Raw genomic sequence first — 25,274 nt, forward strand, 5'->3', positions numbered from 1 at the left:
GACATACAGAACCGCCTTGCGCCAATGCGTTATCCAAGCAGCTCAAGACGTCGTGTTTCAGCGCAGTAAAAAACACACATATACTTGAAAAATCAAAGCCTTCACTTCCCATTCTCGTGATTTCCCAAGGTTTGCACCTCGTGAAACGGTCCTTGTGCACACTCGCACTCAAAGGAACACCCACATGACGAAGACTAGAAAAAAGGCACTCCTGCTTGCTGCCTCTGCGCTTTGTGTGACCAGCACGCTTGCCTTTGCTCAGGATGCCCAAACCCAAGCCGAACTTGACGCCTTGCGCGCCCGGGTCGAGGCGCTGGAATCCGCCAGTGCCAGCCCTGCCAACGGTGACTTCCGCATCGGTAACACCGTTCTGGACGTTTATGGCTATGTAAAGGCCGACTTCTTCTACGATTTCGAGTTCGATCAGGGCGACACGGCGTTCGTGAATGTCATCGGGGAACCGTCGGCCGCGACCGATGGTACATTTGGTGCCACCGTCCGCCAATCGCGGATCGGTCTGCGCACCACCACCCCAAGCGGTATCGGCGATATCGGCGGACAATTGGAACTGGATCTGTTCGGTTCCGGCGGAACGGCCGAATTGCGTATACGCCACGCCAATATCACCATCGGTGACAACTGGCTGATCGGACAGACCTGGACCAACTTCATGCCGCTGGACACCTACCCGACCTCGGTGGAATTCAACGGCCCCGTTGGTATCCCTTTCGCACGGGTTCCGCAGGTTCGCTATACCAACTCTTTCGGAACGAACACGTCCTTCGCCGTTTCGATCGAAGAGAATGTCGGCGGTTCGAACTCGGACGATCCGGTTTTGACCGCATCCGCCGAATACAATGACGGGACTTATGTCGCACGTGTGTCCGGCCTTTATGGCAAGGCGGAATCCGGCAATGTCGAAGTTGATCAGACCGGGTTCACGATTTCCGGCTCGGTTCGCCCATGGCAGGGCGGTCTGTTCCAGGTCAACTATGTGAACGGCGAGGCACTCGGCCCGTACCTGATCGGCCTTGGTGATCCCATCGTGAACGGCCAGGCCAATGACGTGGATGGATACACCATCGAATTCCGGCAGGATCTGAGCCCGAAATGGAATGTTGGCATTGCATACGGCAAAGAAGACTATGACCTGCCGACCTCGACCGGAACCCTGTCGTTTACCGAACTGGAAACGATCCACGTCAACGCATTTTACAAGGCAACCGAGGATCTGACACTCAGCGCCGAGTACATCTATGGCGAACGGAACGACGCGCCGACCGGCAGAACCTTTGACGGAAGCCGCGTTCAGCTGGCCGCTCAGTTGAACTTCTGACGCCGCACACGGATCCTGCCCGGTTTCGGGCAGGGTCATCCCGAAACCGGTCTTGAAGGGCTGATATGCGGCGGCCTGGATCACGATCAGCCTGTCCCGTCGATTACGTCGGGAAAGGACGCACGGGCGGCGTCCACATCGATCACCAGCATCGCGTCATAGCTGGCCGGATCAAAAGGATCTTCCGCCGGGATGACTTCGCGCCCAAAAAGCCAGCTGAGACGTCCGGCATCCAGGTTGCCCCTCTCGAACGGCTGATCGCCGAAATGCGCCCAAAGGGCCTCCATGAAGGCGGCATCGGCACGTTTGTCCGCCGGTTTGCGATCCCGGAACCGTTCCCGCCGCGTCAGCGGCGTCACACCCTTGGGATTGGCGCGGCGAATAGTGAACTGAAAATCGGTGCCTGAAAGACGCCCTGGAAACCCGCGATGTTTCAGCATGGCGACACTCCACAGCTTTGTTTTGCAGTCAAAAATAGTTCGAACCCGAACTTGGATGGGATCATGTTGCGCACCTCCAAAGCCGCACCGTTGGTCTGAGAAGCTTTGACGTCATGACAGCGTGAGTTCATGGTCAAAGCCCTTCCCAGATACACCGGGACTGCTCCAGCCGGTAGGCTTCAAAATACTGTGTCGCGTCCGGAGCGGTGTCGCCGAATTCCACCGGGCGATCAGACAGGGAAATGACAACTCTGGATGGCTGCAATTCGTGCAGAGCCACATAAGGAACGGCAAGAACCTGGCACAGATGCTCCATATCCCTGGACGCCACATCATAGCCGATCCGTCCCACTGATGCTCCGATCTTCGGGGCGACAAATCGAAAGCGCACCCAAAGCTCACCGGGGTTGTTGTCCAGCAGGACATCGCTCAGATGCACGGGCTGACCGGACGGTACCGGCAACGAACTGTCTGTCTGGGCAAAAACAGGAGCGCCGAGCGCGCACAATACCAGACATATGGCACGATCCCGGACCCACCGAAGGCAGGCTCCTCCTTCCGGGATCGCGCGCGCAGTGCTTTTGGCCTGCGCGGTTCTATGTCTGACGGGTCGGATCATTCAACTATTTGTCGCTTTTTGTCAATTCCGCCGCAATTTTGAGCATTTCCTGCTCAGAATCGGACTACCGGTGCCAACAACCGGGGCGGACAACGTCGCCCCGAATGGGTCAAAGCGGAATATTGTCGTGCTTTTTCCATGGGTTCTTAAGCTGTTTGCCGCGCAAACTGGCAAAGGCTCTGGACACGCGCCGGCGGGTCGAATGCGGCATGATGACCTCGTCGACGAACCCGCGTTCGGCGGCGACAAAGGGGTTTGCAAACCGATCTTCATAATCGGCGACATGCTGTGCGGTCTTTTCCGCATCATGCAGATCTGCCCGGTGAATGATCTCGGTTGCACCCTTGGCACCCATCACCGCGATTTCGGCAGTCGGCCAGGCATAGTTGAAATCGCCGCGCAGGTGTTTGGACGCCATAACCACATAGGCACCGCCATACGCCTTGCGCGTGATCACCGTGACCTTGGGCACGGTCGCCTCGCCATATGCATAAAGCAGCTTTGCGCCGTGCTTGATCACGCCGCTATATTCCTGCTGTGTGCCCGGCAGAAAGCCCGGCACATCGACAAGCGTCAGGATCGGAATTTCGAAACAGTCGCAGAACCGCACGAACCGCGCCGCCTTGCGCGAACTGTCGATATCCAGACATCCCGCCAAAACCATCGGCTGGTTCGCCACCACACCTACGGTCTGACCTTCCAGCCGGATAAAGCCGGTGATGATGTTCTTGGCGAAATCTTCCTGAATTTCGTAGAAATCGCCTTCATCGGCTATTTTGGTGATGAGTTCCTTCATGTCGTAGGGCGTGTTCGGATTGTCCGGAACCAGAGTGTCCAGCGAATCCTCGATCCGGTGAGGGTCATCAAAGAACGGGCGCACCGGAGGTTTTTCGCGGTTGTTGAGCGGCAGGAAATCCACCAGACGGCGCACTTCTGCCAATGCTTCCACATCGTTTTCGAACGCGGCGTCGGCGACCGAGGACTTCTTGGTGTGGGTCGAGGCGCCACCCAGTTCTTCAGCCGTTACAACCTCGTTGGTAACCGTTTTGACCACGTCGGGGCCCGTCACGAACATGTAAGACGAGTCTTTGACCATAAAAATGAAGTCAGTCATCGCGGGGCTGTAAACCGCACCGCCGGCGCATGGGCCCATGATCACGCTGATCTGCGGAACCACCCCCGAGGCCGTGATGTTGCGCTGAAACACTTCGGCATACCCGGCCAGCGAAGCCACGCCTTCCTGGATTCGCGCACCGCCCGAATCGTTGATTCCGACAATTGGTGCTCCGTTTTGCACCGCCATATCCATGATCTTGCAGATCTTCTGGGCATGCGTCTCGGACAGCGACCCACCAAAGACCGTAAAGTCCTGGCTGAACACATAGACCATGCGGCCGTTGATGGTGCCCCAGCCGGTGACAACGCCATCACCTGCAGGTTTTTGTTTTTCCATTCCGAATTCGGTGCATCGATGACTGACGAACATGTCGAATTCTTCAAAGCTGCCCTCATCCAGCAACAACTCGATCCGCTCTCGCGCCGTCAGTTTTCCGCGCGCATGCTGGGCATCAATCCGCCTCTGCCCGCCGCCCAGTCGTGCGTCGTTGCGGCGGTTTTCCAACTCGGAAAGGATGTCTTTCATGACGATTATCCCCTGTAAAATTTGCCGGGACCCTACCCCTTTGCGCCTCTCATCCAAAGCCCTTTTCGGCAAATTTGCAAATATTCAGCAACAACAATCTGGATAACTGTAAACTTGCAAAGTCTCTTATTGAGATCGCTGGATTGCTGGCAATCCCAAATTCCATGACTATACATGTGAACCATGCAGTTCAGCTCTCGCGCGGTTCGCCGCACACCACCCACATTGGCGACACTGGTATTGCTCGCGGGCTTGTCTGCGCTGAGCATGAACCTGTTTCTGCCGAGCCTGCCGAACATGGCCGCGTATTTTGGCGCCGATTACAAGGTCATGCAGCTGTCGATCGCGCTGTATCTTCTGGTCAATGCCGTTCTGCAAATCCTGATTGGGCCGCTCGCCGACAAGGCAGGTCGCAGGCCAGTTCTGCTGTGGGGGATCGGCTTGTTCCTGCTGGCCACGCTTGGATGCATCTATGCCCCCAACGTTGAAATCTTTCTGGCGTTCAGAATGTGCCAGGCGGTCGTGGTTGTCGGCATGGTTCTCAGCCGGGCCGCGGTAAGGGATATGTACGATCAGGATCAGGCGGCATCGATGATCGGATATGTGACAATGGGTATGGCCGTGGTCCCGATGATCGGCCCGGCGATCGGCGGGCTGCTGGAGGAAAGCTTTGGCTGGAAAGCGAATTTCTGGCTGCCTTTCGCCCTGGGTGGATTGACGCTTGCCTTGACCTTTGCGGATTTTGGCGAAACGTCAGCGAAAAGCGGCAAGACCCTTGTTCAGCAGTTCAAGGAATACCCTGAACTTCTGACCTCGCCACGGTTCTGGGGCTATTCACTGTCCTGCGCGTTGTCTTCGGGCACCTTCTTTGCCTATCTCGGTGGCGCGCCCTTTATTGGAACCGAACTGTTCGGACTAAGCGCGGCACAGGTCGGCATATATTTCGGTGCACCGGCAGTCGGTTATTTTGTTGGCAACTTTCTGAGCGGTCGTTTTTCCATGCAGATTGGCATCAACCGGATGGTGCTGTGGGGCAGCCTGCTGAACGCTTTGGGTGTCGCGCTTTCAGCATCCTTGTTCCTCACAGGTCTGGGCACCGCACTCAGCTTTTTCAGCTTGATGACCTTTGTGGGCGTCGGAAACGGCATGGCCATTCCCAATGCCACTTCCGGCGCATTGTCTGTTCGTCCGCATCTGGCCGCAACCGCCTCGGGGCTGAGCGGCGCAATCATGCTGGGGGGCGGCGCGGGCCTGAGCGCGCTGGCAGGCACCCTGCTGACCCGGGAAACCGGAGCCATGCCGTTGCTCTGGCTGATGCTCACCTCCGCAGTTCTGGCGATTTTCGCAATTGGATCCGTCATTCGGCGAGAACGGCAATTGGGGCTGTGACCACTTGCCCCGAAAACTTTGCAAAGTTAGTCTTCCAAAATAGAAAACTTGCAAAGGTACCTCATGGCCACCCAAAAGCTCTATGCCGGCGCGAAACTGCGTGAAATGCGCACGCGACTGGCCCTGACACAACGCGAATTCGCGGCGAAACTGGGTGTTTCACTCCCATATCTGAACCAGATGGAGAACAACAACCGGCCGATCTCGACCACGGTTGTGTTGGCTCTGGCACAAGAATTCGGCATGGATGTCACCGAGCTCAGCACCGGCGACAGCGAGCGACTGGTGTCGGACATGCGCGAAGCTTTGGCCGACCCGGTTTTTGCGGATATTCTGCCGCCACTTGCCGATTTACGCCTGACGGCATCAAACGCCCCGGCATTGGCCCGCGCATTTATCGAGCTGCACAAAACCTACCGGCAAACGCATGAACGCCTCGCGTCACTGGACGAAGCTTTGGGGCGGGAAGACGCCCGAATGCAGGCCAGCCCTTGGGAAGAGGTGCGGGACTTCTTCCACTATTGCGACAACTATATCGACGCCGTGGACCGGGCGGCAGAGCTGTTCGCCAATCGCGCGGAAAACCCGGGCAGTATCCGGCAGGCGGCTTTGAACAGCCTGACTGAGCGCGGCATTCAAGTGATGTTCTCTGACATCGCCCCTTTGCGCACCTATGACGCTGAAAGCAAAATCCTGCGCCTTTCCTCCCGCTCGACTCCGCAAACGCAAGTGTTTCAACTGCTGTTGCAGGTCGCATTGATCAGTCAGGACAAGCTGCTGGAAGCGACACTGGATTTTGCCAAGTTCCAAAGCGAAGAGGCACGGTCCATCGCCAAGATCGGCCTCGCCAATTATTTCGCCGGCGCTTCCTTGATGCCCTATTCCGCATTCCTGACCGCCGCTCAGGAAGAGCGCCACGATCTGGAGCTGCTCAGCAACCGGTTCGGCGCATCGATTGAGCAGGTTGCGCATAGACTGTCGACGCTGCAACGCCCCGGTGCAAAAGGTATCCCGTTCTTTTTTGTCCGCGTGGATCAGGCCGGAACAATCACGAAACGGCACTCGGCCACGCGTCTGCAATTTGCACGGTTTGGTGGCGCATGCCCCCTTTGGAACGTGCATCGGGCCTTTGAAACGCCGGGCCATTTCCTTCGGCAACTGGCAGAAACGCCGGATGGTGTGCGTTATATCTCGCTGGCTCGGGATGTGTCGAAATCAGGTGGTTCATTCGGCGCACCGGTCAGGCGGTACGCAATTGCGCTGGGGTGCGAGGTACGCCACGCCCCGGCGCTCGTGTATGCCGACAACCTCGACATAAACAACGCCAGCGCTTACGAGCCCATCGGCATTTCCTGCCGCATCTGCGAGCGGCAAAACTGCCATCAGCGCTCGGTCCCGCCGCTGGAACGTCGGCTCAGCATCGACACCCATACGCGCGGCACCCTGCCATACGAAGTCACCTGAGTTCGTATGGCCAGAAATTAACCGGGGGAGCCCCGACCGGGGCCGGGAAAGGACAGGGACAGTATCCCCCGGCCATAATGTTCAGGCCTTGGACAAAATCGCCCAGATTTCGTCTTTCAGCGCTGCCCGCTTCTTGCGCAAATCAACTTCGGCCAGGTCTTCCATGGGTTCGACGTTGGTTTCAGCCCGATGCACAACGCGATTGACCTCGTGATACTCATCAGCCAGACGGGCAAAATGCGCGTCCGTTTGCTTGAGCTGGCTCATCAGTTCAACCTTGTCCGGAAACTCTTCGGCCAGTTCATGCGGGGTGTGGGACATGTCTGTTCGCTCCTTAATATGTCGTTGCATATCAGTGGTAGAAGCGTGACGCGCCGCCCACTTTGACGCGGATCAATTTCATACAGTAAAAATTCAGAATTCAGCGTCGCGCAGCACGCCAACCCGCTGCACGTGCTTCGGCAGCAGAGCAAAACCATCGCTCGCCCTTGGCTGCGCTGATCCGGGTCTTGGAATAGTACCTCTGGCCCGGTTCGTGAAAGATCCTTTCGCCCTTTGACGAAACATTTCCTTTAATAATGCATACATCAGAGGATTTCGGTTTCTTGCGCGCCCTGTGCACCCAAGGCACCTGAATCTGAGTTTTGTGCAATCCCCTGTTTCCAGTCTTCGCAACCCGCTCGGCGCCTGCATACGTGTCCGAATATTTACGGTACGCAAAGGCCAAGCCCTGCTCTACAATCTGGGTGGCGACGTCTTCGCGCTCCACGCTGCACCGAGCAACGATGCGACCGTAGCGATCCCGATCCACCGGGACACATGTGGTCATCCGTCCCTGAAACTGCTTCTGAACCATATGAGTGGCCCACGCCCCGCACGGCCAGCTTGATCCGTCGGAATCCTGACAGGTCTGATCCAGTTCGGGCGCATCGATACCGTGCAGCCGCACCCGAACATCACCGACATTCCAGGTGTCCGCATCGATTACGTGAACCCGACCCGCAAGGTGCTCTGCGGCATGGGTTAGACCTGGCAGCAGAAGAACAAAGGTTAAACAAATCCTTAACATGCCCCCGATATGCGCGGTATTTCACGCGCATTCAACCGGGGGCCGTTTGGAAAGGTTAACGTTGAGCGGTTGCCCAGTTGGGGTGAATCCACGGACGATCATTGGCCTTCGGCAACGGATCTTTGCCCAATAGCGAATCCGACACTTTTTCACCCACCATGATAGACGGCGCATTTAGGTTGCCGTTGGTGATCTGCGGAAAGATTGAACTGTCCGCAACGCGCAACCCGTCCACGCCGATGACACGGCCTTGGGGGTCGACTACCGCATTCTTGTCATCCGCGCGCCCCATCCGACACGTACCGCAGGGGTGATAGGCGCTTTCCGCATGCTCCGCGATAAAGGCGTTCAGCTCTTCATCCGTTTGGACAGCGGAACCGGGCTGAATTTCCTTGCCCGCAAAGGGCTTGAAGGCGGCTTGCCCAAAGATTTCGCGGGTCAGCCGGATACAGGTGCGGAAATCCTCCCAATCCTTTTCATGGCTCATGTAGTTGAACTTGATCACCGGCGCATCTGCGGCTTGGGCAGAGCGCAATGTGACCGCCCCGCGTGACGGGGACCGCATCGGGCCGACATGCGCCTGGAACCCGTGCCCCTCGGCAGCGGCCTGCCCATCATAGCGCACCGCTATCGGCAGGAAGTGGTATTGAATGTCGGGGTATTCCACGCCCGGCTTCGACCGGATGAACGCAGCGCTTTCGAACTGGTTCGATGCGCCCAGTCCCGTTTTGGTAAACAGCCATTGCGCCCCGATCAGGCCCTTGCTGAACAGGTTCCAGTGCTTGTAGAGCGTGATCGGTTGCAGCGACGCCTGTTGGATATACAGCTCAAGATGGTCCTGTAGGTTAGCACCAACCCCCGGGCGATCCGCCACGACGCCGATCCCATGCTCGGCCAGATGCGCCGCTGGGCCGATACCGGACAACATCAGCAGCTTGGGCGAATTGATCGACGATGCCGCCAGAACAACTTCGCGCCGGGCCTTGATGACCTCTTTCCTGCCGCCACGGATCAGTTCGACCCCTGTGGCGCGGCCGTTTTCCATGACAACCCGAGACGCAAGACCGCGCACGATATCGCAATTGTCGCGCTTGAGCGCGGGTTTCAGATAGGCATTCGCCGCAGACCAGCGCCGCCCTTTCCAGACGGTCTGCTCCATCGGGCCAAAGCCTTCCTGCTTTTCACCGTTGTAGTCGCCCGTGACTTCGTAACCGGCCTGCTGACCGGCATCCACAAAGGCCTGAAACAACGGGTTCTCGCGCGGGCCGCGCGACACGTGCAGCGGACCGTCAGTGCCGCGCCATGCCGGATCGCCCCCGTGGCCGCCGTCGTGCCAGGTTTCCATCCGTTTGTAATAAGGCAAAACATCCGCGTAAGACCAACCGTCAGCCCCCATCTCGGCCCAGGTATCGAAATCGCGCGCGTGGCCGCGAACATAGACCATGCCATTGATCGAGGACGACCCGCCGATCACCTTGCCGCGCGGACAGGCCAGGCGGCGGTTGTTCAGGTGCGGCTCGGGCTCGGACTGATAGCCCCAGTCATAGCGCGACATGTTCATCGGATAGCTCAGCGCCGCCGGCATCTGAATGAACGGCCCCATATCGGTGCCGCCGTGTTCGATCACCAGAACCGAGGCCCCGGCCTCGCTCAGACGATATGCCATTGCGCAGCCTGCGGACCCTGCGCCGACGATGACAAAATCTGCTTCCATTTCCACAACTCCTGCCCCGCCGAGAAGGTTGGATGCCTCCGGCGGGAGTATTTTCGAAAAGATGAAGAGGTTATTCGCCGCGTGGGAACCGGGCGTTTTCCTCGACGATGTTCAGATCCATGTGATTGCGCATGTAGCGTTCCGACGCTTTTTGCAGCGGCTGATAGTCCCAAGGGTAGTATCCGCCCTGCCGCAGCGCTTCGTACACAACCCAACGCCGCGCCTGGCTGGCACGGACTTCGGCGTCGAAGCGATCCAGATCCCAACGGGCCTCGGATTTGGCACGCAGTGTTTGCAGCGTACCTGCGTGTTCGGGGCTGTCTGCCAGATTGTTCAGTTCGTGCGGGTCGGCCTCAAGATCAAACAACTGATCAGGGTCCAGCGCACAGCGGTTGTATTTCCACTTGCCATATCGCAACGAGACCAGCGGCGCGTAGGATGCCTCGGCCGCGTATTCCATGGCTACCGGTGTGGTTCGTTCCTCGCCCAGTGCCAACGGCACGAGGTTTTCGCCATCGGTCCAGGGGGCAATCTCGGCCATGTCTACGCCGGCCAGCGCCCCTAGGGTCGGCGTTACGTCAATTGTTGACACCGGAGCATCAATCCGGCCGGCGGGCAGATCAGGCGACGCGATCATAAGCGGCACTCGCGCCGAACCTTCGTAGAAGTTCATCTTGAACCACAGCCCGCGTTCACCCAACATGTCCCCGTGATCCGAAACGAACAGGATGATCGCCTCTTGCCGGGTGGTTTCCAGCACTTCGAGGATTTCGCCTATCTTGTCGTCCAAATAGGAAATATTGGCGAAATAGGCGCGGCGCGACTTGCGGATATCTTCTTGGGTAATGTCGAAACTGCGCCAGTCATTGGCATCGAAGATGCGCTTGGCGTGGGGGTCCTGATTGTCATAACCCAGATCGGCGACCTCGGGCAGCAGATGTGCGCAATCTTCGTAAAGGTCCCAGTATTTGCGGCGGGCAACATACGGGTCATGAGGGTGCGTGAAGCTGACGGTCACGCACCACGGGCGGTCATCCTTGCCGCGTGCCAGATCATAAAGCTTGGCCTTGGCGTTGTAGGCGACCTCGTCGTCATATTCCATCTGGTTGGAAATCTCGGCAACGCCCGCGCCGGTAACGGACCCCATGTTGTGATACCACCAGTCGATGCGTTCACCCGGCTTGCGGTAATCCGGGGTCCAGCCGAAATCGGCTGGGTAGATGTCGGTGGTCAGGCGGTCTTCGAACCCGTGCAGCTGATCAGGACCGACGAAATGCATCTTGCCCGACAGGCAGGTGTAATAGCCCGCGCGGCGCAGGTGATGCGCGTATGTGGGGATATCGCTGCGAAACTCGGCCGCGTTGTCATAGACGCCGGTTCGCGACGGCAATTGACCGGACATGAAGCTGGCCCGCCCGGGCGCGCACAAGGGCGACGCCGTGTAAGCGTTGGCAAATCGGGTTGACCGTTCCGCCAGTTTCTTCAGGTTCGGAGCGTGAAGCCAATCAGCGGGACCGTCTGGAAAGAGAGTCCCGTTGAGCTGATCCACCATCAGGATCAGAATGTTCGGTTTTGTCATTTTTCAGCCTCGAGCAGAGTGTTGAGCACACGCATCGCGTGGTTCACGGCCAGTTGCGGTTCTTCAGGGGCGCTGAGTGCGGCGCGGATGTACAGACCGTCAATCAGGGCAACCATGTTCTCGGCCGCCTCCTGCGGGTCAGCCAACTTGTGCCGCAGGGCGTGGGTCAGATTGGATTTGATGCGGGCCTGATAGATCTGCCACAGGCGCAGGGCATCATCATTTGTCTGAGCCAGCACATAGAAGGTCATCCATGCCGCGATCACATCGGGTGTGAAACAAGAAGGCGCAAAACACGCCCTGACGATCGCCTGCGCCCTTTGGTCCGGCGTAGCCGCTTTCAGCTCGCCCCTTGCTTCTTCGCCGAAGTCCGACAGGATCCGGCGCATGGCGGCCAGAAAGATCTGATCCTTGCCGCCGAAATAGTGATGCGCAAGCGCGCTGGACATGCCCGCACGTTTGGCAATCTGACTGACGGTTACATCAAGGGATTTCTTCACGCCCAGCTCAGCGATTGTCGCGCGAACAATCGCATCCCGGCGGATTGGCTCCATTCCGACTTTTGGCATCGTTCTCCCCTTGAGCAGGCGTCACGGGACCACGCTAGGGGGTTTTTATTGACTCGTCAATTAATGAAAAATCAGAGAGCGATGTCGTTACAGCTTCGGCGCAATACTCGGAGGCGTCAAGTCCTTGCGGTTCAACACGAATTCGCGCCACGATATAAAGCTCACGGCGGCAAGGATCAGCGTGCCGCCCGCGACAACCCACACGTCAACGCTTTCATGGAAAACCGCGGCGCCCAGGATCGTGGCCCATATCAGCTGAAGAAACGTCACCGGCTGCGTGACGGCCACTGGCGCCGCCTGAAGCGCCAGGGTCATGAAATAGTGCCCGGCGGTCGCAAAGCTGGCCACCAGAAAAAGAACCCCGATATCCCGCAGGCTTGGCTGCGTCCAAACGGCGATCGCAAAGGGTATCAAGGCAATGGTCACCCAGATCGACAGATGTGCCACAACGACGGCGGGCGGTACGTCACGCACCAGAATCTTGGCCAATAAATACGACCCCCCAAGGGTCAGGGCCGTTCCCAGCATGGCCAGATGGCCTGATGACACTTCGCGAAACCCGGGCCGCAGGATGATCAGGACGCCAACCAGAGCGACCAAAATCGCGGCAATCCGGCGAAAGGCCAGCTTTTCGCCCAAAAACAGGGCCGCCCCCAGTGTGACGTAAACCGGAGTCATGTAATTCATGGCTGTAACTTCGGCCAGTGGGATCTGTGTCATCGCAAAGAACCAGAGCATGACCGCAACCGCATGCACGACGCCTCGCAGACCGAACAGCGTCAGCAGGCGGGGGGTCAGATGCGTCGCCATGATCGACCGCATGGCCGGCAACAGAAACACCAACCCCAGCACATATCGCAGAAAGGCGGCCTGGATGGAATTCATCGATGTGCCCAGCGACTTCACCAGCGCGGTCATCACAACAAAGGACAAGCCGGCGGCGAACATCCAGAACATGCCGGCAAGCGGACGGGACGATACGGTGGATGAAGTCATGTTCAAGGTTGAACACCGAAACCCGGCCGGGAACAACCCTTCACATGGTAACAAGTTTCAACGCGATACCCAACATGACCACGCCAATCCCTGCGTCCAGCACCTGCCACGCCCTGGGGCGCGCAAAAACAGGCGACAGGATGCTTGCCCCATAGCCAAGCGAAAAGAAGAATACAAAGCTGGATGTCATCGCGCCGAGGGCGAAACCAAGCCGGTCGTCATATTGGGCCGAGATCGAGCCGATCAGCACGACCGTATCCAGATATACATGCGGATTCAGCCAGGTGAACGCGAAAACCGTCAGCAGCGCAGCCTTGAGGCTGGTTCGCTTGCCATTGCCGATTTCCATCACCGAACCACCCAGCCAGGACGACCGAAGACTGCGCAAGCCATACCAGGTCAGGAATGCCGCCCCACCGTATCGCATCACGGTTTCGAACCAGGGTGCGGCCTGTGCCAGTGTGCCAAAACCTGCTACGCCTGCTCCGATCAGGATGGCATCAGACACCGCGCAGGTCAGGCACAGAAAAAACACATGCTCGCGTCGCAAGCCCTGCCTCAGAACAAAGGCGTTCTGCGCCCCGATGGCGAGGATCAGGCTGAAACCCAGCGCGAAACCGGCGATCACGGATGTAGGCATGGTACCTCCTGCGTTGCGTTTGCGTTGACTAATGGCCGCGATGCGATCTATCAAATTAAAGATGTTGCCCTCAGTTAAGTTTTGCTAATGCTGCTGGATCCTCACCAATTGGCCGCCTTGTCAGCCATTCTGCGCCATGGCAGCTTTGATGCGGCGGCGGCGGAACTGGCTGTAACCCCTTCGGCGATATCCCAGCGGATAAAAGCGCTGGAGGATCGCGTGGGCGCCTCGCTCATCCATCGGGGAACCCCTTGCACCGGAACGCCAGCCGGGCAGCGCATCGCACGTTACGCTGAAGATGTCGGACTGCTCGAGGCGCAGCTGGCACGGGAATTGGCTCTGGTACAAGAACCCGGGTCCGCAAGGGTTCGCGTTGCGGTACCCGCCGACATTCTGGCCACCTGGTTCATTGACGCGATGGCGCGGGTGCCCGACCTGCTGTTCGACCTTGTGATCGACGATCAGGATCATTCTGCAGACTGGCTGAGGCGCGGCGAGGTCAGCGCCGCCGTCACTGTCGGCGGACAAACCGTGAGCGGTTGCGACGCGATTGAGCTGGGCGTGTTGAGGTATCTGCCCACCGCCAGCCCGGAATTTGTCAACACCTGGTTCAAGAACGGCGTGACCGAGGAAACCCTCAGCAAAGCGCCTTGCCTTGTCTTCAACAGGAAGGACGGTCTGCAAAAAGCGTGGATCGCACATCACACCGGCAAACATCTGTCACCGCCTTTCCACTTCCTGCCATCTTCGCAAGGGTTCGTTGATGCCGCAGTCGCCGGAATTGGCTGGGGCATGAACCCCGCAGCCCTTGTGCAAGACGCCATGGCGCGCGGACTTCTGAGCCCGATCGTTCCAGATGCGCCACTGGACATCGCGCTCAGCTGGCAGGTCGGGCGGGTTCTTGCCCCGGCGCTCAAACCCCTTACACAGGCAGTCCAGCATGCTGCGCAACGGGTTTTACTACCGTCACAAGGCAAATAGTCAGACTCATTCGATTGGAGGAACCAATGTTCTCGCGCGACGCCCTCAGTTATGACCCCATTCCCCTGCCCGACCGATGCGAGATCAGTGATGCGGACATGCAGGACGCGGCAGTGGCTTTTTTTGAAAAGATGCGGCGACGTCATACCGTTCGGGACTTCTCCACGCGCCCGGTGGCTCGTGACGTGATCGAAACCTGCCTGCGCACCGCGGGAACAGCCCCGTCAGGTGCAAACCACCAGCCCTGGCATTTTGCTGCCATCTCGGACCCCAAGCTGAAACTGCGCATCCGCGAGGAAGCCGAGGAAGAAGAGCGTCGCTTTTACGCGGGAGCGGCGGGCGATGAATGGATCAAGGCTCTGGAACCCATCGGGACAAACGCAGTCAAGGAACATCTGACCATCGCCCCGTGGCTGATCGTGGTCTTTGCCCAACGCTGGGGGCAATTCGAAGACGGGACGCGGTACAAGAATTACTATGTGCCAGAAAGTGTGAACATTGCCACCGGCTTTCTGCTGGCGGCGTTGCATCACGCCGGTCTCAGCACATTGACACATACCCCGAACCCGATGCGATTTCTGACCGATGCGCTGGGTCGGCCCGCTTCAGAGAAACCGACAATGATCATCGCAGTTGGACATCCCTCGGAAACCGCGACCGTGCCGTCCGTTGCAAAGCTGAAAAAGCCCCTGGACGAGATTTCTTCCTTTTTCTAGGCGGAGCCGCATCAGCCCTGTGTGCCAGAGGCGTCCTTTCGGCCCGGCGACATCGTCAGATAGCATGTCACGCAGGCCACCAGGCTGGCCGCGACTATGAACCCGACGGCCAATGCAACCTCGTGCATATGGGCGACCGCGGCCAGAGCCGCCGAAAGCAGCACCGCCAACAAACGGGTAAAAGACTTGATCGCGGCTGATCCCTGAACGCGCTGTTCCTTGGGCGCGACGTCCAGGAAATAGAGCTTGCGCGCGCTGCTGATCCCGGTCACCGCAACGGTGACGACAAACAGCGCGATCGCGTGCAGATGCACATCGTGATCGATACCCAAGTCGTGAAATGCCAGAAGAACGCCACCGGTTGCGGCCACCATCAGTGTCCCGACCACCATGACGGCACGATGAGATTTCATGTTCACGACCTGCCACAAAGGCCCGGACACAAGATAGCCCGAAGCAGATGAAACAATCATCGCGGTCAGTCCCTTGGCCGAGCTGTGATGCGCCTCGGCCGCGATCAGCGCGAAGAACGGGACAGAGAGCGAAACAGCCACCAAGAGCATTCGCATGACCATGTAACGCCGAAACCACGAGTATTCGAACATGCCCAGAATACCCCGGGCATTGGCCTTGAACGACAGCTTTGCCGTGGGTCCGGTCTTGTTTGCCGACTCCGCCGAGCGGGCATTCTCTGTCATGGCCAGCATCAAAAGCCCTGACAGCATGAAGAACGCAACCGATACACCGATCATGGTTGAGTGGCGGGAAAAAGGTGGGTTTTCCCTGGTGATCTGATGCACAAGCATGGCAAGACCGATGGCACACAGGCCTCCGCCCCCAAGTTGCAGGTAATGCAGGACCATGCGCGAACGCGAGTGGACATGATCGCCCAGCAGATCGGTGAACATCAGGTTCTGAACCTCGTCCACAAGACCGATCACGAAAAAGACCGCCACGAAGACCACTGCGATCAACGGAACGATCCCGGTCGCGGCGGCCACCATCGCCAAAACCAGACAGGATCCGATGATCGCTTCGGTCAGGGCAATGGCGCGTTTCTTTTGCGATTTCGCCGCGACGGATTGCGCCAGAAAGAAATCGGAAATCATGCTGCCAATCATTCGCACCGAAACCAGCGCGCCCGCCACGAACATCGGCAATTCGAATGACACGGCCAGAAACGGCAAAACCACCGATGGGCTGCCCAGAGTCCACGCAACCTGAGACACGATACTCTGCCCAGCAAGAACCGGCACGTTTCGCTTGGCCTTTTCAGCAGTCGCATCCATCGCGGATCTTTCGGTGGTGTTGTCCCGGAAATTCCGAGTTTTTCCAGCCTATGCGTTTCGAAGGGTTCAGCCAACAACTCTTCAAAACTGTCCGAAAACGAAAAAACCCGGCCGTTGAGCCGGGTTTCGCCGTCAAGATCCGCAACAACTCAGAGCTGTGCCATCACCTCATCCGAGGCTTCGAAATTGGTCGTGACACGCTGCACGTCGTCATCGTCTTCCAGCGCGTCCACCAGCTTCATCAGCTTTTGCATGTCTTCCAGACCCAGCTCGGTCGTGGTGGTTGGCTTCCAGACCAATTTGGTGGATTCCGATTCACCCAGCGCGGCTTCCAACGCGTTCGAAACGTCGTTCAGATCCGTATCCGCACACCAGATGATGTGGCCATCCTCTGAACTTTCGACATCTTCCGCGCCGGCCTCGATGGCGGCTTCGAAAATGGTGTCTGCGTCACCCGCCGTTGCCGGGTAAATCACTTCGCCCTTGCGTTCAAACATAAACCCGACCGAGCCCGTCTCGCCCAGATTGCCGCCGTTCTTGGAAAAGGTCGAACGCACGGTCGACGCAGTGCGGTTGCGGTTGTCCGTCATGGTTTCAACAATCACGGCCACGCCGTTGGGGCCATAGCCCTCGTAGCGGATTTCTTCGTAATCGTCGCCTTCACCGGCGGTGGACTTTTTGATCGCGCGGTCAATCACATCCTTGGGAACCGAGTTCGACTTGGCCTCTTTCACGGCCAGACGCAAGCGCGGGTTCTTGTCGGGATCGGGGTCGCCCATCTTGGCGGCAACGGTGATCTCTTTCGACAGTTTGGAAAACAGTTTGGACCGCGCGGCGTCCTGACGCCCCTTGCGGTGCTGGATGTTGGCCCATTTTGAGTGGCCTGCCATAATGCGTCCTCGTCATCGTGATTGCGTGTTCGGCGCTCATATAGACGTTTGCAGGGGGCAGGATCAAGAGAGCGGCTTGCGACGGCTTCACCGACTAGTATGGTGACGGCATGACGACAGACCAGATCATTCTTTTTGCGCTTTTCATCACCGTCTTCGGAATGCTGCTGTGGGGCCGGTTTCGATACGACCTTGTGGCCTTTGCCGCGCTGATGATCGGCGTCGTGCTGGGCGTCGTGCCGGTGGATAACGCCTTTGCCGGGTTCGGACACCCGGCCACCATCATCGTGGCGCTGGTTTTGGTGGTTTCTGCCGGTTTGGTCCGGTCCGGAGCAGTGTTCCTGATCACCCGCACGCTGGTGGATGCCTCGCGGGGTCTGGGCGCGCATATCGCCCTGATGGGTGGGATCGGTGCGGTTCTGTCGGCCTTCATGAACAACGTAGCGGCGCTGGCGCTGCTGATGCCCGTGGACATTCAGACCGCACGCAAGGCTGGACGATCAGTGGGCCTGTCGCTGATGCCGCTGAGCTTTGCCACCATTCTGGGGGGGATGGCGACGCTGATCGGCACACCTCCGAACATCATCATCGCGTCGATCCGGGCCGAAACACTGGGCGAGCCGTTTCACATGTTCGATTTTGCCCCGGTCGGTGGGCTGGCCGCGATCGCCGGTCTTGCCTTTGTCGCACTGGTAGGCTGGCGCCTGATCCCCAATCGCGGACCGCAGGCCGAGACATCGGAAACCTTGGCCGAGTACATCGCCGAGCTGACCGTTCCCCCGGAATCCGCCCATATCGGCAAACGGGTCAGCGAGCTTTATGAGGTGGCCGAGAAATCGGACGTGGCCATCATCGGATTAATCCGGGATGGCAAGCGTCGTTATGGCCGGTCGGCACACGCTGTTTTACAAGAAGGTGACGCGCTGGTTCTGGAAGCCGGACCCGAAGCGCTGGACGAGTTTCGCGCGGCGCTCAATCTCAACTTCTCGGACACGCGCCGGCAGGAATTGCTGACGGCTGAGGGTGACGGGCTGGAAGTGATCGAAGTCGTCGTGCCGGAAAGCGCGCGCATCACAGGTCGCACGGCACAAGGGCTTGGGCTGGCCTGGCGGCAAAGCACCGTTCTGATGGGCATCTCACGCCAGGGGCGCAGGATCACCCAACAGGTCCGCAAGACCGAGGTGGAACCGGGCGATATCCTACTGCTGCTCTGCCCCCGCGACCGCGCTGCGGATGTTACGGAATGGCTGGGTTGCCTGCCCCTTGCCGGACGCGGGCTGAACGTTACTGCAAACGACAAGGCAGGGTTGGCCATCGGTCTGTTTGCCGCCGCTGTTTTGGCCGCAAGTGTTGGGTTGATCTATCTGCCCATTGCTTTGGGACTGGTCGTGATTGCCTATGTGCTGACCAAGATCATGCCGATCACCGACATTTACAATCACATCGAATGGCCGGTGGTCGTACTGCTGGGGTCTATGATCCCTCTGGGCAGTGCTTTGGAGACCTCGGGCGGCACCGAGCTGATCGCAAACGCCCTGATCCAGCTGACCGATGGTCTGCCCGCCTGGGCCATTCTGACCGTATTGATGGTTGTCACGATGACTCTGTCGGACGTGTTGAACAACACCGCCACCGCCATTGTCGCCGCGCCGGTCGGGATACAGATGGCACGCACGCTCGAGGTGTCACCCGACCCGTTCCTGATGACCGTGGCCGTTGCGGCCTCGGCTGCATTCCTGACCCCCATCGGGCACAAGAACAACACGCTGGTTCTGGGTCCCGGCGGCTATCGGTTCGGAGATTACTGGCGCATGGGATTGCCGCTGGAAGTGCTGATCATAGCCGTTTCTGTTCCCGCCATTCTTGTATTCTGGCCGCTATGACCGGTAAAGGCTGCGCATGAAACCCTTTTTGATCCTGCAACTGCGCCCCGAAACAGATGCGTCCGACGCCGAATATGCCTCGATCCTGAACCGAAGCGGGATGCCTCAGGAACGGGCGAATCGCATCCGTTTGGATTGCGACGACCTGCCAGAAGGGCTGGATGTCACGGAGTATGCCGGTGTCATCGTAGGCGGCGGACCGGGATGCGTCAGTGACGACCCGGCGACCAAATCCCCGCTGGATGCCCGGATCGAGGCTGCGATCATGGGATTGATGCCGCAGATCATCGCACAGGATCACCCATTCATGGGCTGCTGCTATGGCCTTGGCATTCTGGCGGCTTACCTGGACGGCGACGTCAGCAAGGCCCGGTATGGCGAACCCGTCGGACCATCCACGTGCCACCTGACCCCGGAGGGGCGGCAGGATCCGTTGACCGCCGGGTTGGAACCCACCTTCGACGCTTTCGTTGGCCACAAGGAAGCGGTTCAGGCTCTGCCAGAGGGATGCGTGCACCTTGTCGCGTCAGCCCCCTGCCCGTTCCAGATGATCCGTTGGGGGCAGAACGTATACGCCACGCAGTTCCACCCAGAAGCCGACGCCAGGGATTTTGAACAGCGCATCAAAATCTACAAGAACCACGGCTATTTCCCGCCTGAAGACGCGCAAAAACTGATCGACCACTGCCATTCGGCCGATGTCACGCAGCCGGGCGAGATCCTGCGCCGGTTCGTCCGACGATACGAATGACCCAACGGCGCGGTTGCCTGCGCCTTGCCCCCTCGCATAGGCTGATCTGACGCAACTTTGGGAGGAGTTGTCCTTGGATTTGCTTTTGAATGTCGGCTTGCCGGTGTCGCTTGCCATTATCATGTTGTCTCTGGGCATCGGGCTGGAGGTGGCAGACTTCCGTCGTATCCTGAGCCGACGACGCGCCTTTGCCATCGGGGCGGCAAGCCAGATTGTTCTCTTGCCAGTCGCGGCCTTTGTGACGGTCACAATCTTTGCATTGCCCCCCGAGATCGCGGTTGGTTTCATGCTGCTCAGTTTTTGCCCGGGCGGCGTAACCAGCAACATCCTCTCCAAGCTCGCCAAAGCCGATGTCGCGCTTTCGGTCAGCCTGACCGCCGTGATCAGCCTTTTGTCGATGGTGACCGTGCCAATACTGGCCGCGTGGTCGATCAGGCACTTCATGGGCGACGAAGCCCCCGAGGTTTCGATCACCGGTCTGGCTGTTGCATTGTTTCTCATAACAACGCTGCCCGTGGCCATCGGGGTCGGAATTCGCAACTTTGCAACAGGGTTTGCAAACCGCGTAGAGCCGGGATTGTCGACGCTCGCGACCGTTTTGTTCGTGCTGATCGTTGCCGCGGCACTGGCCGGGAACTGGCAATTGTTCGTCGACAATCTTGGCATCATGGGCGCAGGCTTGATTTCTTTGAATATCGCCCTGCTGTTCATCGGGCTCGGGCTGGCGCGGATATCAAACCTGTCCTGGAATGAGTGCAAGACGATCTCGATCGAAACCGGAATTCAAAACTCCACGCTGGGCATTACACTGGCGGCGCTGATCACGAATACCGAAAGCGGGTTCAGCCCGCTGGCCCTGCCCTCGGCAGTTTATGGCATTACGATGTACGCCGTGGTTCTGCCGTTTCTTGTCTGGTTCCGCAGGCGCTGAAAGGACCGTTATGACAAACAACACTGCTGATGCGATCGTAATCGGTGCTGGTCTGGCCGGATTGGCCGCCGCCGCCGAACTGGGCGACCGAGGTAAGAAGGTAATCATACTCGATCAGGAACCAGAAGGTTTTCTGGGCGGCCAGGCCTTCTGGAGCCTGGGCGGTTTGTTCATGGTCGACACGCCGGAACAACGCCGCATGGGTATCCGCGACAGCCACGATCTGGCATTGCGCGACTGGATCGGAAGCGCGCAGTTTGACCGCGAAGAAGACATCTGGCCCCGCAAATGGGCCGAGGCCTATATCGAGTTCGCCGCCGGTGAAATGCGCCCCTGGCTGCATGACATGGGCCTGCGCTGGTTTCCGGTCGTGGGTTGGGCTGAACGTGGCGGGTCTTATGCAAACGGGCATGGCAATTCCGTCCCGCGCTTTCACATCACCTGGGGCACCGGACCCGGCGTACTGGAACACTTCATCCGCCGGGTCCGCGACCATGTCAGCGCCGGCCTGATCCAGCTGAAGTTCCGCCATCAGGTCAGCCATATCATCATGCAGAACGGCGAGGCCAAGGGCGTCTCGGGCGAGGTTCTGGCCGATGATGCGGCCCCACGCGGCGGCAAGACCAACCGTGACGAGGTGGGCGAGTTCGAGGTCTATGCACCATCCGTCATCGTCACCTCGGGCGGGATCGGTGGCAATTTCGAGATGGTGCGCCAGAACTGGCCCCGCGACCGCCTGGGCGAACCGCCCAAGGACATGGTGGCGGGTGTGCCCTTCCATGTGGATGGTCGGATGATCGCCATCAGCGAAAAGGCCGGTGGCCATGTTATCAACGGAGACCGCATGTGGCATTACACCGAAGGCGTGCGCAACTGGGATCCGATCTGGCCCGACCATGGCATTCGCATTCTGCCCGGTCCCAGCTCGATGTGGTTCGACGCGCGCGGAAACCGGTTGCAGCCCCCCTGCCTGCCCGGGTTCGACACGCTGGGCACCCTGCGCGAAATCCTTAAGACTGGCTATGAATACAGTTGGTTCGTCCTGACACAGAAGGTGATCAAGAAAGAATTCGCCCTGTCCGGGTCTGAACAGAACCCCGATTTCACATCAGGCAGCTGGAAGGAAGTGATCCGGCAGCGCATCCTGTCGGGGTCGAAAGCCACCGGCCCGGTCGAGGCGTTCAAGGAAAAGGGCGCGGATTTTGTCGTCGCCAACACGTTGACCGAACTGGTGAGTGGCATGAACCATCTGGGCGGGGGTCTGATCGACGAGGCGCATCTGCGCGCCCAGATCGAAGCACGGGATTCACAGGTGGACAATCCGTTCTCAAAAGATGCGCAGATGATGGCGATCCTGGCGGCGCGCAACTATCGCGGCGACAAGCTGATCCGCACCGCCAAACCGCACAAGTTCCTGGACCCCAGGAATGGCCCGCTGATCGCGGTCAAGCTGCACGTGCTGACCCGCAAGACACTGGGCGGTTTGCAGACCAATCTGGACAGTCAGATGATCGGCGCCGACGGTCAGGTTGTGCCGGGCCTGTTCGCAGCCGGCGAAGTCGCCGGATTCGGAGGCGGTGGCTATCACGGCTACAACGCGCTTGAGGGAACTTTCCTGGGCGGCTGCATCTTTTCGGGTCGCAACGCCGGACGATCGAGGGCCATCGCGTGACAGCCCTGCCCTATTACTTGCGCATCATTTTGATCACCGGCTCACCCTGAGCATCCAGCAAGGCCAGCACGTTGCCTTGCATCGCGAAGGTCGTGACACTTTGCATCGCCTTGAGAAACTGCCGCTCGACCTCATCCAGCGGGGGTGGGCAAGCCATGAGCGTTGCAGCCATATTGTCCGGGAACGCAATCCGATTGTCAGAAATCTCGGCCTGGCCACTGAACCGGTTGCAACCTCCGCTGCCTGAAAATGCCCCGCCCTGCCCAAAAGCAAGTTCAGGACGTTTCTCTGTCTCGACAGCCGCACCATTGAGGCCCGAAGCGACCCATTCGGTGTTTTCCAGCATCACGGCACCTTGGTGTTGCACCTGTATCATCAGCAGGTCAGCAGAATTCTCGGCCCCATGTGTAAGTACCGGATAAACGGTATCCGTGGTGAACAACAGCTTTTGCCCCTGCATGACCGAAGCACGCACGGCGTATCTGCGCCCGTCCTGAATCAATGCGTCATCATAGGTCAGTTCGAACTGCGCCGGAACTCCGGTCAGAGCATATCTCTGCGCGGCAAGCGTTTCGGCCGGCGCATCCGCCAATGAGATATCCTGAAGCTCGACGAACAAGGTCGTGTCAGGCGGAAGCGCAATACGCTCTCGGTAGGTTGCAGTTCCTTCGACGGTTCCGGCAAGCGATGCGCCGCTCAAAACGGTGGCGAAAGCAACCGCAGGAAACATGGTGCGGCCGAATGTCAGCATGGCAGTACCCCTTAAAGTAATATTTCTACAAAAGATTGCTGTTCATCCGACATTTACAAGTACGCCGCGGATAAAGCGGCAAATCTGCGCCGATGTCATAACGGCCAGATCAACGGGATCAGCAGAGACGCCAACAATCCGACCGTCAGGTTCAGCGGCACACCCACCTTCATGAAGTCGGTGAACCTGTAGCCTCCGGGGCCATAGACCATCATGTTCGTCTGGTATCCGATCGGAGTTGCAAAAGATGCCGAGGCCGCCACCATGACCGCGACGACCAGCGGACGCGGGTCTATTCCGACCGCCTGCGCCAAACCGATGGCGATCGGGGTGACCACAACCGCCACGGCGTTATTGGAAACCAGTTCCGTCAGCACCGAGGTCAGCAGGTAAATCGCCCAGATAATCAGGAATGGCGGCAAGACACTGAGCCCCGGCGCAACGGCCTCGACGATCAGAGAAACCGCGCCCGAACTGTCCAGTGCAGCCCCAATGCCCAGCATCGCAAAGATCAACGCCAACAGGCGACCTTCCACAAAAGAAAACGCCTCATCCGCATCGATACAACGGGTCAACAGAACCACGGCGCAGGCCACAATCGACAACAACAGGATGGGCGCAATGCCCAGCGCGGCAAGGGCAACAATCCCTACAAGAGCCCCAATCGCAATCGGTGCGTGGCTGCGACGGAATGCACGAGCCGATGGCTGGGTGACGTCCACCATGTCCATTTCCGCCGCCAGCCGCTGGATATCCGCCGGGGCACCTTCCAAAAGCAGCGTATCCCCAACCCTGACCACCAAGTCATCCAGTTGACGACCGATATTCTGGTTGCGGCGGTGCACCGCCAGCACGTAAACGCCATAACGACGCCGAAGCCGCATCATCCCAAGGGTCCGACCCACCAGACGGCATCCGGGCGTGATCAACACCTCAACCGTCTTGGTTTCAACGGCCGATACCTGATCCACGCGTTTGAGTTCCCTGTTGCGCTGAAGGCTCAGAAGCTCGGTCATCTCGGTGCGTAGAACCACCCGGTCGCCGACCTTAAGTTCGACGCCTTTCAGGTTGCGCCGCAACGACTCATCCCCCCGGATGACATCGATCAGGCGCACGCCGGGGCGTTTGAACAACTGCACGCCGGTCACTTCGCGCCCGATCAGGTTGCTGTCCGGCGGAATGACGGCCTCGGTAAAGAACTTCATCTTGGACCGGTCGCTGAGCAGCGACGCCATGCTGTCCCGCTCGGGCAACAGTTTCGGCGCGATGAACCGCAAATAGATCATGCCGTAGATCACCAGCGCGATCCCCAGCGGCGTGACTTCGAAAATCGTAAAGGGTTTCATCCCCTGCGCGCGGGCCACACCATCGACCAGCAGGTTGGTGGACGTGCCGATCAATGTCAGCGTGCCGCCCAGAATGGCCGCATAACTCAGCGGAATCAGCAATTTGGACGCGGGAACATTCAGGGTGCGGGCGATTTGCACAAAGACCGGTATCATCACCACGACCACTGGCGTATTCGAAACCACCGCCGAGGCCAGCACGACAAACCCCATGAGCAAAGCGATTGCGACACGCGGGTTCACCTGAGCTTGCTTTTGCGCGGTCGAGGTGAACGAATCCAGGGCTCCGGTCCGCACCAAAGCCCCCATGATGATGAACATCGCGGCAATCGTCCAGGGTGCCGGGTTGGACAGAACTGCAAGCGCACTCTGATAGGGCAGAATGCCGGTTACAAGCATCAGTGAGACACCGCCAATGGCCACGACTTCGGTCGGATAAACCTCGCGCAGGAACATGATGAACATGCCCGCAACGATGACCAGCGCCAGAACTGCGCTTCCTGTGTCTGTCAGTGAAAGGAAATTCATTCGTGGTATTCTGTCCGAACCCGGGCCCAAGCGCCTGATGACATGCAGTTTCACGCATTGCGCCCGACAGAGCAAGCCT

At 58.8% G+C, this 25,274-nt stretch carries 23 protein-coding genes; 9 read left to right on the forward strand and 14 right to left on the reverse strand.

All coding sequences use genetic code 11. From position 1 onward, the window contains the following. Nucleotides 1-184 precede the first annotated feature (184 nt). Entirely contained in the window at nt 185-1,336 is a 1,152-nt protein-coding gene (locus ACR0I0_RS06875) for a DcaP family trimeric outer membrane transporter (RefSeq protein WP_171630886.1), read from the forward strand. Nucleotides 1,337-1,422: 86 nt separating this feature from the next. Here ACR0I0_RS06875 and ACR0I0_RS06880 read toward each other — a convergent pair whose 3' ends face one another. From ACR0I0_RS06880 to ACR0I0_RS06890, 3 genes are all read right to left on the reverse strand, one after another. After that, nucleotides 1,423-1,776 (reverse strand): hypothetical protein, encoded by a 354-nt coding sequence (locus ACR0I0_RS06880; protein ID WP_152458722.1) that lies wholly within the window; start codon nt 1,774-1,776, stop codon nt 1,423-1,425. A 133-nt stretch (nt 1,777-1,909) separates the two neighbouring features. After that, nucleotides 1,910-2,395, reverse strand: a complete 486-nt coding sequence (locus ACR0I0_RS06885) for a DUF6497 family protein (RefSeq protein ID WP_209832465.1) — start codon at nt 2,393-2,395, stop codon at nt 1,910-1,912. Nucleotides 2,396-2,504: 109 nt separating this feature from the next. Further along, nucleotides 2,505-4,037: an acyl-CoA carboxylase subunit beta gene (locus ACR0I0_RS06890; protein ID WP_171630880.1), complete on the reverse strand. Its 1,533-nt coding sequence runs from the start codon at nt 4,035-4,037 to the stop codon at nt 2,505-2,507. Between the two features lie 183 nt (nt 4,038-4,220). Here ACR0I0_RS06890 and ACR0I0_RS06895 point away from each other — a divergent pair, with 183 nt between their 5' ends. Then, a complete protein-coding gene (locus tag ACR0I0_RS06895; protein WP_171722879.1) occupies nt 4,221-5,426 on the forward strand; it encodes a multidrug effflux MFS transporter in 1,206 nt (401 codons plus the stop codon). A 63-nt stretch (nt 5,427-5,489) separates the two neighbouring features. Further along, a complete protein-coding gene (locus ACR0I0_RS06900; protein WP_152458726.1) occupies nt 5,490-6,890 on the forward strand; it encodes a helix-turn-helix domain-containing protein in 1,401 nt (466 codons plus the stop codon). Between the two features lie 81 nt (nt 6,891-6,971). On the opposite strand, the gene ACR0I0_RS06905 is transcribed toward ACR0I0_RS06900, so the two are convergent. The 7 genes from ACR0I0_RS06905 to ACR0I0_RS06935 all read right to left on the reverse strand — a co-directional run bounded on the left by ACR0I0_RS06905 (nt 6,972) and on the right by ACR0I0_RS06935 (nt 13,457). Then, nucleotides 6,972-7,211 carry an HP1242/YdcH family protein gene (locus ACR0I0_RS06905; protein WP_152458727.1) on the reverse strand — a complete coding sequence of 80 codons (240 nt, stop codon included), beginning with the start codon at nt 7,209-7,211 and terminating at the stop codon, nt 6,972-6,974. A gap of 100 nt (nt 7,212-7,311) precedes the next feature. Beyond that, the gene (locus tag ACR0I0_RS06910) at nt 7,312-7,959 is read right to left on the reverse strand and encodes a thermonuclease family protein (RefSeq protein WP_480490674.1); all 648 of its coding nucleotides are present in this window, start codon (nt 7,957-7,959) and stop codon (nt 7,312-7,314) included. A 55-nt stretch (nt 7,960-8,014) separates the two neighbouring features. Continuing rightward, complete coding sequence (gene betA / locus ACR0I0_RS06915; protein ID WP_480490676.1) at nt 8,015-9,673, reverse strand: choline dehydrogenase; 1,659 nt, start codon at nt 9,671-9,673, stop codon at nt 8,015-8,017. 70 nt (nt 9,674-9,743) lie between these two features. Beyond that, a complete protein-coding gene (gene betC / locus ACR0I0_RS06920; protein ID WP_209832461.1) occupies nt 9,744-11,252 on the reverse strand; it encodes a choline-sulfatase in 1,509 nt (502 codons plus the stop codon). Further along, nucleotides 11,249-11,821, reverse strand: coding sequence for a choline-binding transcriptional repressor BetI (betI, locus tag ACR0I0_RS06925; protein WP_171630867.1), 573 nt, complete (start codon nt 11,819-11,821; stop codon nt 11,249-11,251). The genes betC and betI overlap by 4 nt, the downstream gene beginning before the upstream one ends. Nucleotides 11,822-11,908: 87 nt before the next feature. Further along, nucleotides 11,909-12,817: a DMT family transporter gene (locus ACR0I0_RS06930; RefSeq protein WP_171227849.1), complete on the reverse strand. Its 909-nt coding sequence runs from the start codon at nt 12,815-12,817 to the stop codon at nt 11,909-11,911. A gap of 40 nt (nt 12,818-12,857) precedes the next feature. Beyond that, nucleotides 12,858-13,457, reverse strand: coding sequence for a LysE/ArgO family amino acid transporter (locus ACR0I0_RS06935; protein ID WP_171630864.1), 600 nt, complete (start codon nt 13,455-13,457; stop codon nt 12,858-12,860). Between the two features lie 87 nt (nt 13,458-13,544). Between ACR0I0_RS06935 and ACR0I0_RS06940 the strand changes: the two genes are divergently transcribed. Together ACR0I0_RS06940 and ACR0I0_RS06945 are read left to right on the forward strand one after the other, a co-directional pair. Further along, entirely contained in the window at nt 13,545-14,438 is an 894-nt protein-coding gene (locus ACR0I0_RS06940; RefSeq protein WP_209832458.1) for a LysR family transcriptional regulator ArgP, read from the forward strand. 26 nt (nt 14,439-14,464) lie between these two features. Continuing rightward, nucleotides 14,465-15,154: a nitroreductase family protein gene (locus tag ACR0I0_RS06945; protein ID WP_171722874.1), complete on the forward strand. Its 690-nt coding sequence runs from the start codon at nt 14,465-14,467 to the stop codon at nt 15,152-15,154. An 11-nt stretch (nt 15,155-15,165) separates the two neighbouring features. On the opposite strand, the gene ACR0I0_RS06950 is transcribed toward ACR0I0_RS06945, so the two are convergent. Together ACR0I0_RS06950 and ACR0I0_RS06955 are read right to left on the reverse strand one after the other, a co-directional pair. Then, entirely contained in the window at nt 15,166-16,443 is a 1,278-nt protein-coding gene (locus ACR0I0_RS06950) for a permease (protein ID WP_480490678.1), read from the reverse strand. A gap of 149 nt (nt 16,444-16,592) precedes the next feature. Next, nucleotides 16,593-17,333 carry a YebC/PmpR family DNA-binding transcriptional regulator gene (locus ACR0I0_RS06955; RefSeq protein ID WP_152458737.1) on the reverse strand — a complete coding sequence of 247 codons (741 nt, stop codon included), beginning with the start codon at nt 17,331-17,333 and terminating at the stop codon, nt 16,593-16,595. A gap of 110 nt (nt 17,334-17,443) precedes the next feature. Between ACR0I0_RS06955 and ACR0I0_RS06960 the strand changes: the two genes are divergently transcribed. The 4 genes from ACR0I0_RS06960 (at nt 17,444) to ACR0I0_RS06975 (ending at nt 22,570) form a co-directional block, all read left to right on the forward strand. After that, nucleotides 17,444-19,216 (forward strand): SLC13 family permease, encoded by a 1,773-nt coding sequence (locus ACR0I0_RS06960; protein WP_480490680.1) that lies wholly within the window; start codon nt 17,444-17,446, stop codon nt 19,214-19,216. A gap of 16 nt (nt 19,217-19,232) precedes the next feature. After that, nucleotides 19,233-19,967 carry a glutamine amidotransferase gene (locus ACR0I0_RS06965; RefSeq protein WP_480490682.1) on the forward strand — a complete coding sequence of 245 codons (735 nt, stop codon included), beginning with the start codon at nt 19,233-19,235 and terminating at the stop codon, nt 19,965-19,967. A gap of 73 nt (nt 19,968-20,040) precedes the next feature. After that, the gene (locus ACR0I0_RS06970; protein WP_480490684.1) at nt 20,041-20,898 is read left to right on the forward strand and encodes a bile acid:sodium symporter family protein; all 858 of its coding nucleotides are present in this window, start codon (nt 20,041-20,043) and stop codon (nt 20,896-20,898) included. A 10-nt stretch (nt 20,899-20,908) separates the two neighbouring features. Then, entirely contained in the window at nt 20,909-22,570 is a 1,662-nt protein-coding gene (locus ACR0I0_RS06975; RefSeq protein WP_480490686.1) for an FAD-binding dehydrogenase, read from the forward strand. Between the two features lie 13 nt (nt 22,571-22,583). Here ACR0I0_RS06975 and ACR0I0_RS06980 read toward each other — a convergent pair whose 3' ends face one another. After that, nucleotides 22,584-23,321 carry a YbaY family lipoprotein gene (locus ACR0I0_RS06980; RefSeq protein WP_480490688.1) on the reverse strand — a complete coding sequence of 246 codons (738 nt, stop codon included), beginning with the start codon at nt 23,319-23,321 and terminating at the stop codon, nt 22,584-22,586. 95 nt (nt 23,322-23,416) lie between these two features. Then, complete coding sequence (locus ACR0I0_RS06985; protein WP_171630849.1) at nt 23,417-25,195, reverse strand: SLC13 family permease; 1,779 nt, start codon at nt 25,193-25,195, stop codon at nt 23,417-23,419. Between the last annotated feature and the right edge of the window lie 79 nt (nt 25,196-25,274).

The sequence above is a fragment of the Ruegeria sp. AG6 genome, from assembly GCF_056541565.1.